The 13,718-nt window shown below is 57.9% G+C and carries 12 protein-coding genes; 10 read left to right on the forward strand and 2 right to left on the reverse strand.

Going from position 1 to position 13,718, the window contains the following annotated elements; genetic code table 11:
- Positions 1 to 18: 18 nt before the first annotated feature.
- From tsaE to AC2FLO_RS13415, 8 genes are all read left to right on the forward strand, one after another.
- Positions 19 to 492, forward strand: a complete 474-nt coding sequence (gene tsaE, locus AC2FLO_RS13380; protein WP_480589075.1) for a tRNA (adenosine(37)-N6)-threonylcarbamoyltransferase complex ATPase subunit type 1 TsaE — start codon at positions 19 to 21, stop codon at positions 490 to 492.
- Positions 489 to 1,493, forward strand: coding sequence for an aminoglycoside phosphotransferase family protein (locus AC2FLO_RS13385; RefSeq protein WP_496754922.1), 1,005 nt, complete (start codon positions 489 to 491; stop codon positions 1,491 to 1,493). Before tsaE ends, AC2FLO_RS13385 begins: the two co-directional genes overlap by 4 nt.
- Entirely contained in the window at positions 1,490 to 2,176 is a 687-nt protein-coding gene (locus AC2FLO_RS13390) for a nucleotidyltransferase family protein (protein ID WP_496754924.1), read from the forward strand. Before AC2FLO_RS13385 ends, AC2FLO_RS13390 begins: the two co-directional genes overlap by 4 nt.
- Positions 2,169 to 5,093, forward strand: a complete 2,925-nt coding sequence (gene addB / locus AC2FLO_RS13395) for a double-strand break repair protein AddB (protein ID WP_496754926.1) — start codon at positions 2,169 to 2,171, stop codon at positions 5,091 to 5,093. The genes AC2FLO_RS13390 and addB overlap by 8 nt, the downstream gene beginning before the upstream one ends.
- Positions 5,090 to 8,449, forward strand: a complete 3,360-nt coding sequence (gene addA, locus AC2FLO_RS13400; protein WP_496754928.1) for a double-strand break repair helicase AddA — start codon at positions 5,090 to 5,092, stop codon at positions 8,447 to 8,449. Before addB ends, addA begins: the two co-directional genes overlap by 4 nt.
- A 60-nt stretch (positions 8,450 to 8,509) precedes the next feature.
- Positions 8,510 to 8,830 carry a thioredoxin gene (gene trxA, locus AC2FLO_RS13405; protein ID WP_209505247.1) on the forward strand — a complete coding sequence of 107 codons (321 nt, stop codon included), beginning with the start codon at positions 8,510 to 8,512 and terminating at the stop codon, positions 8,828 to 8,830.
- A gap of 73 nt (positions 8,831 to 8,903) precedes the next feature.
- Positions 8,904 to 9,254, forward strand: coding sequence for a Lin0512 family protein (locus AC2FLO_RS13410; protein ID WP_496754929.1), 351 nt, complete (start codon positions 8,904 to 8,906; stop codon positions 9,252 to 9,254).
- On the forward strand, positions 9,251 to 9,613 hold the full coding sequence (locus tag AC2FLO_RS13415) for a Lin0512 family protein (RefSeq protein ID WP_496754931.1): 363 nt from the start codon (positions 9,251 to 9,253) through the stop codon (positions 9,611 to 9,613). Before AC2FLO_RS13410 ends, AC2FLO_RS13415 begins: the two co-directional genes overlap by 4 nt.
- Positions 9,614 to 9,675: 62 nt before the next feature.
- Here the strand turns inward: AC2FLO_RS13415 and AC2FLO_RS13420 are convergent, their stop codons facing one another.
- Positions 9,676 to 9,870, reverse strand: coding sequence for a DUF1127 domain-containing protein (locus AC2FLO_RS13420; protein WP_209505251.1), 195 nt, complete (start codon positions 9,868 to 9,870; stop codon positions 9,676 to 9,678).
- Positions 9,871 to 10,067: 197 nt separating this feature from the next.
- Between AC2FLO_RS13420 and hslV the strand changes: the two genes are divergently transcribed.
- On the forward strand, positions 10,068 to 10,625 hold the full coding sequence (hslV, locus tag AC2FLO_RS13425) for an ATP-dependent protease subunit HslV (protein WP_496754933.1): 558 nt from the start codon (positions 10,068 to 10,070) through the stop codon (positions 10,623 to 10,625).
- Here hslV and AC2FLO_RS13430 read toward each other — a convergent pair.
- Positions 10,617 to 11,858 (reverse strand): MFS transporter, encoded by a 1,242-nt coding sequence (locus tag AC2FLO_RS13430; protein ID WP_496754935.1) that lies wholly within the window; start codon positions 11,856 to 11,858, stop codon positions 10,617 to 10,619. The two genes, hslV and AC2FLO_RS13430, sit on opposite strands and share 9 nt — an antisense overlap.
- 191 nt (positions 11,859 to 12,049) lie before the next feature.
- Here AC2FLO_RS13430 and hslU point away from each other — a divergent pair, with 191 nt between their 5' ends.
- Positions 12,050 to 13,357: an ATP-dependent protease ATPase subunit HslU gene (gene hslU, locus AC2FLO_RS13435; protein WP_496754937.1), complete on the forward strand. Its 1,308-nt coding sequence runs from the start codon at positions 12,050 to 12,052 to the stop codon at positions 13,355 to 13,357.
- Positions 13,358 to 13,718: the final 361 nt, after the last annotated feature.

The raw sequence follows: 13,718 nt of genomic DNA on the forward strand, positions 1-13,718 counted from the left end.
GAACGTCATTGTGGCGCCATGACGACGCCCCCCCAAACCCTGACCTTCAGATCGCCCGATGAAACCGCAGATTTTGCGACCCGTGTCGGGTCTTCGCTTGGTGATGGGGATGTCCTGTTGCTTAGCGGTGCAATCGGCAGCGGCAAGACGCATTTCGCACGCAGCCTCATTCAATCACTCATGCCTGAACCGGAAGATGTGCCGTCACCCACATTCACTTTGGTTCAGACCTACGACACCCCGGCCGGTGAGATCTGGCACTGCGATCTTTATCGGCTGAACGCGTTAGAGGAAGTGGATGAACTGGGTTTGGTCGATGCCTTTGACACAGCAATCTGCCTTGTGGAATGGCCGGAAAAGCTGGGCGCACTAGCCCCTGCCGCTGCGTTAAAGCTGGCCTTCGAAACTGACCCTGACACAGAAGATACCCGCCACGTGTCCTTGTCATGGACCGATCCGAAATGGGTAGAAAAGCTGGAGAGTGCAGGATGACAAACAGGACAGTCCTGGCAGAGGCCCTTATTGCACAAACTCCTTGGGCCGGGGCAACGCGTGCACCACTGGCCGGCGACGCATCGAACCGCCGGTACGAACGCGTGACCGATCCGGTCAGTGGGCGAACGGCTGTCCTGATGGATGCGCCACCTGACAAGGGCGAAAGCGTCGAATCGTTTGTGCGCGTTGCCGACTATCTGCGTTCGATTGGCCTGAGTACGCCCGAGATTTATGCAGAAGACGCTGAATATGGATTTCTGCTGCTGGAAGATCTGGGTGATGATCTGTTTGCACGTGTTCTGAAAAAAGACCCGTCCAAAGAACGCCTTTTGTACGAGGCCGCGACAGACGTGTTGCTTCACCTGCATCAGGCCCCATTATTGTCGCTACCGTCCTACGACCCGGCCCTGATGACGGACCTGGCGGCGCTGGCGCTTACGAAATATGCCGCTGGAATTCAGGGCAATGTTGATCAGGACGTTCTGGACCGGTTCGAACTTCGGTTTGCCGATATTCTGCACCGAGAAACCTCTGGGGACAAAGTTGTCATTCAAAGGGACTATCACGCGGAAAACCTTCTTTGGCTGCCCGAGCGCGACGGCATAAGGCGCGTCGGATTGCTGGATTTCCAATTGGCCATGCTGGGGCACCCCGCCTATGATCTGGTGTCCTTGCTTCAGGACATTCGCCGCGATGTTTCGGTCGGAACAGAAATGCAGATGATCAACCGCTACATTGCAGGGTCAGGTATGGATGATCACGAGTTTCGGACCGCGTACAGCGTATTGGGCGCGCAGCGAAATCTTCGCATCCTTGGCGGTTTTTCGCGGCTGGCAACCGATTACGGCAAGCCGCAATATCTGGACATGATCCCGGCGGTCTGGTCGCACCTCATGCGGGATCTGGAACACCCTGCCCTTGTTTCGGTGGCCTCGCTACTGCACGACGCTCTGCCCCGACCAACACCTCAGAATTTGGCCAGGCTGAGGCCGCAATGACCGGATCACCCTTTGCCGTAATGTTGTTTGCCGCCGGATTTGGCACCCGTATGGGCGCGTTGACCAAGGACCGACCCAAACCGCTGATCGAAGTGTCCGGGCGCCCCCTGATCGACCGTGCGCTGGATCTTGTCGACAACCTTGGCCCTGTTCGCACAGTGGCAAACGTGCATTACCACGCCGATCAGCTCGACGCGCATCTCGGGCCTAAAGGCATTCTGATATCGCGGGAAGAGCCGGAGATCCTGGAAACTGGTGGAGGGTTGCGCGCAGCCCTGCCATTGCTGGGAACCGACCCAGTGTTCACCCTGAATACCGACGCAATCTGGTCCAGCCCAAATCCATTGAAACTGCTGCAAAACGCATGGGATCCGGCCCGCATGGATGCGCTTTTGATGTGTGTTCCGACTGCACAGGCCATTGGTCACGACGGGCCCGGTGATTTTACCGCTGATCGGGCGGGGCGGATCACGCGTGGGCCCGGCTTGGTTTACGGGGGCGCGCAGATCCTCAAGACACAAGGATTGCACGCCATCTCGCAGCCGGCGTTTTCGTTGAACCTGCTTTGGAACCAGATGCACGACCAGGGGCGTTTGTTCGGCATCGAGTATCCCGGGCGCTGGTGTGATGTGGGTCACCCCGATGGGATCGCTCTGGCCGAGGATTTGCTTGCCGATGTTTGACCCCGGACCCCTGCCCCGCGTCTTCGCCGTTCCGCCCGGTACGGATTTCCCCAAGGCGTTGGTCGACGGTCTGAAGCGGCGTTGTTTAGGCCCGCCCGAGGCTTTGGCGCGGGTGGAACTGGTGTTGAACACGCGACGCATGGAGCGGCGCGTACGTGATCTGTTCAATCAGGGGCCACCTTGCCTGCTGCCCCGCATCTCGCTGTTAACCGATCTGGGGGACAGCGCTGATCTGGCGCATATTCCACCTGCCATTCCGCCCCTTCGGCGGCGTCTGGAACTGACGCAGCTGGTGGCCAAATTGTTGGAACAACAACCGGATCTGGCCGCGCGGTCGTCGGTTTTTGACCTGTCCGACAGTCTGGCGGCGCTGATCGACGAAATGCAGGGCGAAGGTGTGTCACCGGACACGATCCGGGGGCTGGATGTCAGCGACATGTCCGGCCATTGGGCGCGGGCTCAGACCTTTATCGGTATCGCAGATCATTTCATTGACACGGGCTCGCAGGTGATGGACGCGCAGGCCCGCCAACGTCGCGTGGTCGAAAACCTGATCGCCCGCTGGCAATCCGATCCCCCACTGCATCCGGTTATACTGGCCGGCTCGACCGGTTCGCGCGGCACCACGCTGATGCTGATGGACGCCGTCGCGCGCTTGCCGCAGGGGGCGCTGGTACTGCCCGGATACGATTTCGACCAGCCGGATCACGTTTGGGAAGGGTTGGGTGATGCGTTGACTTCGGTAGATCATCCGCAATACCGGTTTCGCAAGTTGATGTGCGGGCTGGGCCTGTCACCCGGCCAGATCACCCCTTGGACAGACCTGAACGCCCCCTCGCCTGCCCGTAACCGTCTGGTTTCCCTGGCTTTGCGCCCGGCCCCGATCACCGATGCCTGGATGAGCGAAGGCCCGAAACTGGCTGATCTACTCGGCGCAACCAAAGACCTGACACTGGTCGAGGCGCAATCACCGCGGGACGAGGCTTTGGCCATTGCCCTGCGCCTGCGACAGGCTGCTGAAAACGGTCAGACCGCCGCCCTGATCACGCCCGATCGCATGTTGACCCGTCAGGTCAGCGCCGCGCTGGACCGGTGGAACATTCTGGCGGATGACAGCGCCGGTCTGCCGCTACAACTGTCGCCTCCGGGCCGGTTTCTGCGACATATAGCTGGTCTGTTCACGCGCCGTCTGGAGGGCGAGGCGCTGCTTACCTTGCTAAAGCACCCATTGTGTCATGACGGCAGTGAACGCGGTAACCATTTGCTGCACACGCGTGATCTGGAACTGGACCTGCGCCGCAATGGCCCGCCATTTCCGGATGGCACCAGCCTCGCAGCATTTGCAGCACGCAAAGAAACCCCCGAGGCCTGGGTCCAATGGGCTGTTCACCACTTCTGCGATCAACAGATCGGTGGCGAGTTGGCGCTTTCCGACTGGATAGATCGGCTCACAACACTTGCCGAGGCAATCTCGGCCGGCAGTGCAGGTGAAACCGGCACGCTTTGGGACAAGAACGCGGGTCAAAAAGCGCTGGCAGTGCTGAATTCTCTCAGAGATGAAGCGCAACATGGCGGGCCGATGACGGCCCATGATTTTGCCGATCTTCTGGGCGCGTTGCTAGCAGGGGAAGAGGTCCGCGACCGCGACGCACCACATCCGCATATCATGATCTGGGGCACACTCGAAGCGCGGGTACAAGGTACAGACCTGTTGATCCTTGGCGGATTGAACGAAGGCAGTTGGCCAGAAGCTCCGGCGCCCGACCCCTGGCTGAACCGGCAGATGCGTGACAAAGCGGGGTTGTTGCTGCCCGAACGGCGGATTGGCCTGTCGGCGCATGATTTTCAACAGGCCATCGGCGCGCCCGAGGTCTGGCTAACCCGCGCAACCCGCTCGGACGATGCGGAAACGGTGCCGTCCCGTTGGGTGAACCGGCTGACAAACCTGTTGCAAGGCCTGCCTGAGCAGGGTGGCCTCCAAGCGCTGGCCGAAATGCGCGCCCGTGGCCAAAACTGGCTGAATTGGTCCGACGCTCTGGAAGACGCGCCGCGCATTGACCCCGCGCCACGTCCATCCCCGCGCCCGCCAGTTGCCGCGCGTCCACGTCACCTGTCAGTAACGGAAATCAAGCGGCTAATCCGCGATCCTTATGCCATCTATGCCAAACATGTGCTGCGTTTGAAACCTCTCGACCCGCTTGTCCAGGCACCCGACGCGTTGCTGCGGGGGATCGTAATCCACGAAATCCTCGAGCATTTCGTCAAGGATAGCGTGCTCGACAACGCCTTGTTGACGCGTGAGAATTTCCTGAAGCGCGCGCACGCATTGCTGGAGCAGCATGTCGCATGGCCCACGGCGCGACACCTGTGGCTGGCGCGACTGGAACGGATCGCAGACGACTTTATCAGCGCCGAACTTTCGCGCCGGGGTGATGGCGGGCCAGTGGCCTTTGAAGCGGCGATGAAGCTGGTGCTGAACCCGCTGGATTTCACCATAACAGGGCGCGCTGACCGGATCGATCACAACAGCCGGGGGGCCTTGCGGATCATCGACTATAAAACCGGCGCGCCTCCGACAGAAAGCCAGCAGTCCAAATTCGACAAGCAATTGCTGATCGAGGCCGCAATGGCCGAACAGGGCGGTATCGAAGGTCTTGACCCGATGGCAGTGGCAGAGGCCATCTTCATCGGGATGGGTGGTGCCTATAAAGAGGTGCCCGCGCCGCTGCTGAAAGAACCCGCCGACAAGGTTCTAGCTGAGCTGAAAGAGCTGATTTCAGCTTATTTAGAACCTGATCAGGGGTATTCGTCCCGCCGAATGCTACACAAGGATACGGATATCGGTGACTATGATCATTTGGCCCGGTTCGGCGAGTGGGACCGGACAGCCGAAACGCGCCCCGAGGATCTGACATGAGCGCGCGCAACGAAGCAACCGAACGCCAGGTGCAAGCCGCGCGACCCGATGCCTCGACCTGGCTGGCCGCCAATGCGGGGTCTGGAAAGACACGGGTTCTGACCGATCGGGTGGCGCGCCTGCTGCTGGGTGGCGTCCAACCGCAGCACATTCTTTGCCTGACCTATACCAAAGCCGCTGCCAGCGAGATGCAGAACCGGTTGTTTGACCGTCTTGGCAAATGGGCCATGCTGGAAAATGCCAGGCTGCAAAAGGACCTGGCCGAACTGGGCGTGACTGGCGCCATCGATTCAGACCGGTTGGCCCAAGCGCGCACCCTGTTTGCCCGCGCCATCGAGACTCCGGGTGGCTTGAAGATTCAGACAATTCACTCGTTCTGCGCCTCTTTGCTGCGTCGTTTCCCGCTCGAGGCCGGGGTCAGCCCGCAGTTTTCGGAAATGGAAGACCGTGCGGCAGCTTTGCTGAGGGAAGAAATTGTTGAAGATTTCGCAGAAGGCCCGCAGGCCAGGCTGATCGAAGACGTGGCCCGGTTTGTCACCGATACAGGCTTTGACAAGCTGACTGCGGCGATCACCCAGAAACGCAACCTGTTCGCGCAGCAACTGGATTGGTCTGATCTGCTGCAACGCTTCGAACTTCCCTCGCATTTCGACGATAATGCGTTGTTCCAAAGCGTTTTTCTGGGCGGTGAGGTTGAGTTGATCCAGTCAATTTTGCCCCTATTGCTCGAAAGTGGCGGCAATAATGCCAAGGCAGCGGCAAGGCTGGCAGGGTTCACCGAAGCACGATTGACTCACTTGCCCATGCTGGAAGACGTGCTGCTGACCGGAAAAGGCGCAAAAGAACCGTTCACCGCCAAGATCAACGGCTTTCCCACCAAACCCCTTCGCGAAGGTGTGCTGGCGGACCGGATGCCTCAACTCGAAGCTCTCATGCTGCGGGTCGAGGCCGCGCGTGAACGCCGACTGGCGCTTGTTACCGCCCAGAAAACCGCCGTTTTGTACCGCTTTGCCGCTGCATTCCTACCGGAATATGAACTCCGCAAGCAGTTGCGGGGGTGGCTGGATTTCGACGACCTGATCCTGCGCGCACGTCAGGTTCTGAATGACCCGGCGGTGGCCGAATGGGTGCTGTACCGTCTAGACGGGGGTATTGACCATATTCTTGTCGACGAAGCGCAAGACACCAGCCCCGATCAATGGGATGTGGTCGAAAAACTGGCTCAGGAATTCACCAGTGGGGAAGGGGCCCGATCAGGGGTCGAGCGCACGATTTTCGTGGTCGGCGATAAAAAGCAATCGATCTATTCCTTTCAGGGCGCCGACCCGCAAGCTTTTGACCGGATGCAGGAAGAGTTTGACCGAAAACTCGCTGAATCAGGCTCTAAACTGTGGGATTCGACGCTGGAATATTCATTCAGATCCTCCAGCGCGATCTTGTCTCTGGTCGACACGCTTTTTGAGAACCGCGCCGATGCGGGATTTAAGAAAGAAAGCCAGCACCGCGCCTTCAAAGCCGATTTGCCCGGTCGGGTTGATCTTTGGCCCGTCGTCGAGAAAGTCGAAGACGCGGAGGAGGGGGATTGGACCGATCCGGTGGACCGGCCCGGATCGCGGCATCATGCCGTTATTCTGGCCAAACGGGTGGCTGAGACGATCAAAGAAATGATCGATGGCGGCGAAACGATCCCTGAAGACGGGGGCACACAGGGCCAGTTTGTTCGACGCAAAGTTCAGCCCGGTGATTTTTTGATCCTGGTGCAACGCCGGTCCGACTTGTTTGCCGAAATCATCCGCGCCTGCAAGGTTGCCGGGCTTCCCATCGCCGGGGCGGACCGGCTGAAAGTGGGTGCCGAACTTGCGGTCAAGGATCTGGCTGCGCTGCTTAGCTTTCTGGCCACGCCCGAAGACAGCCTGTCTCTGGCGACGGTTCTGAAATCCCCACTGTTCGGATGGTCCGAGCAGCAGCTTTTCGATCTGGCCCATCGGCGGGAGGAGCAATTCCTGTGGGCTGCTTTGCGCAGACGCGCCGACGATTTCCCCAAAACTCTGGCCGTTCTGAACGATCTGCGCAGTCAGATCGACTTTCTGCGCCCCTATGACTTGATCGAACGCATTCTGACCCGACATGCCGGGCGGCGAAACCTGTTGGGCCGACTGGGACCCGAGGCAGAAGACGGTATCAATGCCCTGCTGTCGCAGGCGTTGGCCTACGAGCGGACGGATATCCCCAGCCTGACGGGATTTCTGGTCTGGATGCAGACCGACGATCTGGAAATCAAACGACAGATGAGCGGGGTCGGAAATATGATCCGGGTGATGACGGTGCACGGCTCGAAAGGTCTGGAGGCTCCGATCGTCATTCTGCCGGATACCGGCAAACGTCAGCCGCCACGCGACGCCGAAATCATGGTGGCAGACGGGACACCGCTGTGGAAGGTTTCGGCAGACCAATCGCCAAACCTGATCACTCACGCCCGGTCAGAGGCGCGCACCCGCGAGGAAAACGAACGGCTTCGCTTGCTATATGTGGCTCTAACACGGGCTGAAAAGTGGCTGATCGTGGCGGCGGCGGGTGATTTGGGCAAAGATGGCAACAGCTGGTACCAGATGGTAGAGGCGGCGATGGAAAAGGCCGGGGCAACGCAACTGCCTGATTCAGATACACGTCGGCTGTCCCATGGCGACTGGGATGGGTTGCCATTGGTCGAGCAGTCAGTTGCATCGGCCAAACATGCAGAACTGCCCGACATGTTCCTGCACCCCGCACCAGAACCAGTTGTACCGGCGGCCTCTATCAGCCCTTCGGATCAGGGTGGTGCAAAGGCGTTGCCGGGTGACGCTGGTCTAGATGAAGATGCTGCTAAACTGCGCGGAACCCGCGTGCACCTGCTGCTTGAGCATCTGCCCAAAGTCACACAGAACCACTGGCCAGAGCTTTGTGCCCGCCTGCTGCCCGAGATGAGGCAAGAGGATCAGGGCGCATTGCTGACCGAAGTCACAGGCGTACTGACATCCGAAAGCCTGCGACACATTTTCACGCCGGACACATTGGCCGAAATACCTGTTACTGCCGACCTGAACGGGCAGCGAATGTATGGGATTGTCGACCGCCTGATCGTGACGGACAGCGAAGTTCATGTGATTGATTTCAAATCAAATGCCACCGTTCCGAACCGGGTCAAAGATTGCCCCGAAGGGTTGCTTCGCCAAATGGGCGCGTATGCGCAGGCCCTGTCGCAGATCTATCCAAACCATAAGATACGCACCGCAATCCTCTGGACAAGAACGGCAAATCTTATGTGGCTGCCACACGATCTTGTGACGGATGCCGTGGCCTGCACCCAGATATCTTGACCTTGCCTACTGCCACCCCTACCTTCAAAGCCCAAGCGCATATCATTCAGGAGACATAATATGTCGACCGTAGCCGTCACCGACGAAACCTTTGACGCCGAAGTCAAGAACTCGGACGTTCCAGTTGTAGTGGATTTCTGGGCCGAATGGTGCGGACCCTGTAAGCAGATTGGTCCGGCACTGGAAGAGCTGGCCGCTGAATATGGCGGCAAGGTCAAGATCGCCAAGGTGGACGTGGACAACAACCCGAACTCTGCCGCCGCCATGGGCGTGCGCGGCATCCCGGCGCTGTTCATCTTCAAGGACGGTCAAGTTGTATCGAATCGCGCAGGCGCTGCCCCCAAAGCCGCGCTGCAAAGCTGGATCGACGAATCCATCTGATCTGGCGATAACAGATTGTTCGAAAGGCGTCTCAGATCGGGGCGCCTTTTTTGTTGAAGCAGCGGGGAAGCCAATGGCAAAAACGCGCGTTCTTGTAGAGTTCGGGATGGGCACATCCCTGCGCCGGATGGACTATACCGAGGCGTCGCTGCGGGCGATCAGAGACGCGCTGTGGCACAACTCGGTCAATATGGCCGAGCTGTTTGGTTTCCCGAAAGAGGTGATGATCATCGATGCCGAGATCGGCGTGCAGCAGCCGGATCAAGTGGATACAGACGCCCTCAAAGCCGTTTTCCCTTATGGCCAGCCCAACATTACCGTCAGAAAAGGTGGGCTGGACATCGAAAAACCGCATGGTGACGGCCACACGGTGATCGCCAACGCTGCACTGATCGTTTCTTTCGACATGGACCCGGCGCAATGAGTGAAAAGCGGATCATCCTGGAAATGGGCACCGGCAATGACCTTTATGGTCGGGATTATACCAAAGCAGCCCGCCGCGCGGTTCAGGACGCGCTGCATCATTCATCCATCACGTTGTTTTCAAAGCTGGGGATCGATCACAACGAAATGCGCGTGCGTGTGACAATCGGCGTTCAGAATCCGGAAAAAGTGAACTGCGAGCTGGTTGCTGCCGACTTGCCGCGGGGCCGGGCCGAGGTTCGCGCGATCAAAGGTGGTCTGGATGTCGCCGATGAAGAGACTGGCACTCTGCACGTCATTGCAACTGCCGCGGTCGAGGCCTTTTTGCCCGATCTTGCCGGGAAATATGTCCAGAGCTGAGCAACGAAAAAGCCGCTCGGAAATCCGGGCGGCTGGTTCGGTTTGGCGATCTGTCGGTTGGGTCAGATTTTTGCGATATCCGCGCGGCTCAGACCGATATCGTCCAGCTGCGTGTCGCTGAGTTCCGACAGAAGGTTCCGTGTTTTACGGGCTTCATTCCATGCGACAACATTGTCGAATGCATTGATGAAAACGTCCGCCACGTGCAGGATGGTAGCTGCTCCGAGCGGCGCATGAATATTAGCTGTGGTTGCCATGTGCGCAGTCCTTATTGAAGAAACAGCCGACCCGTTGTCGGTTGTGAGCCTCATGTAGTACCGCTTGGCCGGACTCACAATTGCTGGTCCGGTAACCCCGAATTGCATTTTTTGCATATCTTTTGGGCAGTTTGGCAATGGGTTGCGCCAACAACCGGTCCGGCCCATATATACCGCCAGCAAAAGCGGAGACGATCATGGCAGATAACGACTTTCCCGGTTGGCACGGCACAACGATCATTGGCGTCAAGAAGGACGGTCATGTCGTCATTGCCGGCGACGGGCAGGTGAGTCTGGGGCAGACCGTGATCAAGGGCACTGCGCGCAAGGTGCGCCGCCTGTCTCCCGGAGGGTTCGAGATCGTGGCAGGTTTTGCCGGATCGACAGCGGATGCCTTCACATTGCTGGAACGGCTCGAAGCCAAGCTTGAGGCTACGCCCGGCCAACTGGCCCGCGCCTCGGTTGAACTCGCCAAGGACTGGCGCACCGACAAGTATCTGCAAAAGCTTGAAGCGATGCTGATCGTGACAGACGGCAAGGATCTGCTGGTCATCACCGGGGCAGGGGACGTACTGGAGCCCGAACACAATGTGGCTGCCATCGGGTCGGGAGGCAACTTCGCTCTGGCCGCCGCGCGTGCCATGATGGACAGCGACAAATCCGCAGAAGACATCGCCCGGCAATCCATGGCCATCGCAGCAGATATCTGTGTCTACACCAATGGCAACCTGACGGTTGAGACGATCTCAGGCTAAAAGCGCCTTGATCTCTTTACCTTTCCATCGGCGGTGCATGCCGATCAGCCCCAGAATCGCCGCAACGATCACGATGTAATAGGGAACGCGGATATCGATGCTCATCAATCCGCCACCGATCAATGACATGATCCCCCCCGCAAGACAGAACACGGCAGTGGCCACGCCCATGGCCCAGCCCTGATCCGCCTCGCTGACGCTTGAGGAGAACAGGCCCAACAGCGTTGGATAGGCGATGCCGAACAGGAAATAGAAGAAAAACACGGGGACATAGCTGAATACACCGCTTGGGCTGAAGGCAAAGGCAAACCCGCAAATGACCATCACCACAAGCGACGTGTAAATGATCGCGTGTTTGCTGAACCTTTCCTGGGCAGGCTTCACCAGGAACGTACTGGAAAAGGCCAACGCCACACCGATGACAACCATCGCCACGCTGCCCCCGATGACCCCATACCCGAATGCGCTGGTCAGGAAATTGTCGACAAACACGTAGAATGTGACATTGGCGATCATGAAAAACGAATAGACCGGCAAGATTTTCAGAACCAAAGGGTGTTCGCCAACTGCGATCAGACTGTCGGTAATATCGCGGGGACGAAACACAAAGGGCTCGCGCTTGGTTCGGGTGTCCTTGAAAAAGAGCAACACCAGAAATATCGCCACTAGAACCAATACGAACGCGCCATAGAACGGGGTTTTCAGCGTGGCAAAGCCGCCAAACAGCGCCGAATCCGACAAAACTGCGCCGATGATCGGCCCGCCGACAAGGCCAAAGCTGACACCTGTCACGATGTAGCCCATGTTTCGGTCCCGGTCAGACGCGTCAGTGCTGCCATCGATCATCGCCGCCTGCGCGATGGGCTGATTGCCCGCAGTGAACCCGGTAATCGAACGGCCGACGATCAGCAGAAGCAGGTTATTGAGATAAAGCGCCACAATGGTCAGCGCATATCCGGCCAACGCCCCCCCAAGGCAGACCAGCAGCGCATTCTTTCGCCCTATCGAGTCAGACACTTTCGAGACATAAACAACACCCAGAAACCACGACAGGAAAAAGCATCCGATCACCAGACCGTAGTAAAAATGCCTACGGCCCACTGGCGTGCTTTCCGGCAGGAAACCCGAGTTCGTTTCCATGATCAGCGAATTGATGATGGGAAAGACCAGACCTTGCCCGATCAGATCCACAAACACCACAAACAACAGGGTAATCTTGGCAATCTTCGTCATTCTGTATGCTCCTGACGCTCGTAACCCTGACGCAACCGTAACAGAGGGTTCGTGTTTTCCCCAAGCAAAGGATTTGCAAACCGCATGAGGCATTGTTAACCAACGCGGCCAAGACCCGCGGTTTGCTTGTTTTCGTCAAAGCCATGATTACCTAGACCGCATCACGCAAATACGACCGAGAGGATTGCCCTTTGACCGACCTGACCCCGCGCGAGATTGTCTCGGAACTGGATCGATTCATTATCGGGCAAAAGGATGCCAAGCGCGCTGTGGCCGTTGCCCTGCGCAACCGCTGGCGCCGCAAGCAGTTGCCGGACGATATTCGCGAAGAGGTGTATCCAAAGAATATCCTGATGATCGGCCCCACCGGTGTTGGCAAGACCGAGATCAGCCGCCGTCTGGCCAAGCTGGCGCGCGCACCCTTTATCAAGGTCGAAGCCACGAAGTTCACCGAGGTTGGCTATGTCGGTCGCGACGTGGAACAAATCATCCGCGATCTGGCCGATGCCGCCATTCTGCAAACACGGGAATTCATGCGCGAAGACGTCAAGGCCAAAGCCTATCAGGCCGCCGAAGACCGCGTGATTGACGCCATCGCTGGTACGGATGCCCGTGAAGGCACACGAGAGATGTTCCGCAAAAAGCTCAAGGCGGGTGAACTGGATGAAACGGTCATTGAACTGGACGTTGCGGACAGTTCAAACCCAATGCCGATGTTCGATATCCCTGGACAGCCTGGCAGTCAGATGGGGATGATGAATCTGGGCGATATCTTCGGTAAGGCGCTTGCCGGGCGCACTGTCAGGAAACGTCTGACTGTCGCCGAAAGCTATGACGTACTGATCGGAGAAGAGGCAGACAAGCTACTGGACGATGAGACGGTCACCCGCACCGCATTGGAATCGGTGGAACAGAATGGCATCGTTTTTCTGGACGAGATTGATAAGGTCTGTGCCCGCACAGAAGCGCGTGGCGGTGATGTAAGTCGCGAAGGGGTGCAGCGCGACCTGCTGCCCCTGATCGAAGGTACAACCGTCTCGACAAAGCATGGTCCGGTGAAAACCGACCACATCCTGTTCATCGCGTCCGGTGCGTTCCATATCGCCAAACCGTCAGACCTTTTGCCCGAGCTGCAAGGCCGCCTGCCCATTCGGGTAGAGCTGCGCGCGCTGACCGAGGAAGACTTCGTGCGTATCCTGACTGAAACAGACAACGCACTGACCCGGCAGTATACAGCCCTCATGGCCACCGAAGAGGTCACGGTTGGGTTTACCGAAGATGGTATTGCCGCCTTGGCACGGATCGCAGCCGAGGTGAACCAGAGCATTGAAAACATTGGTGCGCGGCGGCTTTACACTGTCATGGAGCGGGTCTTTGAAGAGCTGTCATTCACTGCACCAGACAGGGCCGGAACAGAAATAACTGTCGACGCACAATTCGTGGACGACAATCTGGGTGAATTGACCAAATCAGCAGATTTGAGCCGTTACGTTTTGTAGCAGCTCGGATCCGATACTGCCGCTTTTCCCGTTTCTTTCATCCGCTCTTTCGCTCCAAACAAAGCGTTTTACTATTCACGTGATTACGTTTGTGGCCACCGGCAAGGAATAGACAACCAAAAGTTCAGCAGAGAACCCCGTCAAGAAGGTCGCCAAAGCCATCAGACGCAAAACTCTACAAAAGAGCTTACCCATTCAATTTGTTCGCGCGGTCAGTTAATTACGCTCTGAATATTTCGAATCGAAGTCACATTTCAGATACTTGTGGCAAAGCCAAAACGTATGCAACAGACGGTTGAGGTTAGGTGTTATGGAGATTGAGCAGACGGGGTTGTCGGGTGTGTTGGTTATTCGCCCGCAG

The organism is Ruegeria sp. TASC047 (assembly GCF_059612445.1).

Coding starts and splice junctions, on each gene's coding strand:
- AC2FLO_RS13430 (WP_496754935.1), bottom strand. CDS start 11,858: ATGACGAAGATTGCCAAGATTACCCTGTTGTTTGTGGTGTTTGTGGAT.
- AC2FLO_RS13385 (WP_496754922.1), top strand. CDS start 489: ATGACAAACAGGACAGTCCTGGCAGAGGCCCTTATTGCACAAACTCCT.
- trxA (WP_209505247.1), top strand. CDS start 8,510: ATGTCGACCGTAGCCGTCACCGACGAAACCTTTGACGCCGAAGTCAAG.
- AC2FLO_RS13420 (WP_209505251.1), bottom strand. CDS start 9,870: ATGGCAACCACAGCTAATATTCATGCGCCGCTCGGAGCAGCTACCATC.
- AC2FLO_RS13415 (WP_496754931.1), top strand. CDS start 9,251: ATGAGTGAAAAGCGGATCATCCTGGAAATGGGCACCGGCAATGACCTT.
- hslV (WP_496754933.1), top strand. CDS start 10,068: ATGGCAGATAACGACTTTCCCGGTTGGCACGGCACAACGATCATTGGC.
- addA (WP_496754928.1), top strand. CDS start 5,090: ATGAGCGCGCGCAACGAAGCAACCGAACGCCAGGTGCAAGCCGCGCGA.
- AC2FLO_RS13410 (WP_496754929.1), top strand. CDS start 8,904: ATGGCAAAAACGCGCGTTCTTGTAGAGTTCGGGATGGGCACATCCCTG.
- tsaE (WP_480589075.1), top strand. CDS start 19: ATGACGACGCCCCCCCAAACCCTGACCTTCAGATCGCCCGATGAAACC.
- AC2FLO_RS13390 (WP_496754924.1), top strand. CDS start 1,490: ATGACCGGATCACCCTTTGCCGTAATGTTGTTTGCCGCCGGATTTGGC.
- addB (WP_496754926.1), top strand. CDS start 2,169: ATGTTTGACCCCGGACCCCTGCCCCGCGTCTTCGCCGTTCCGCCCGGT.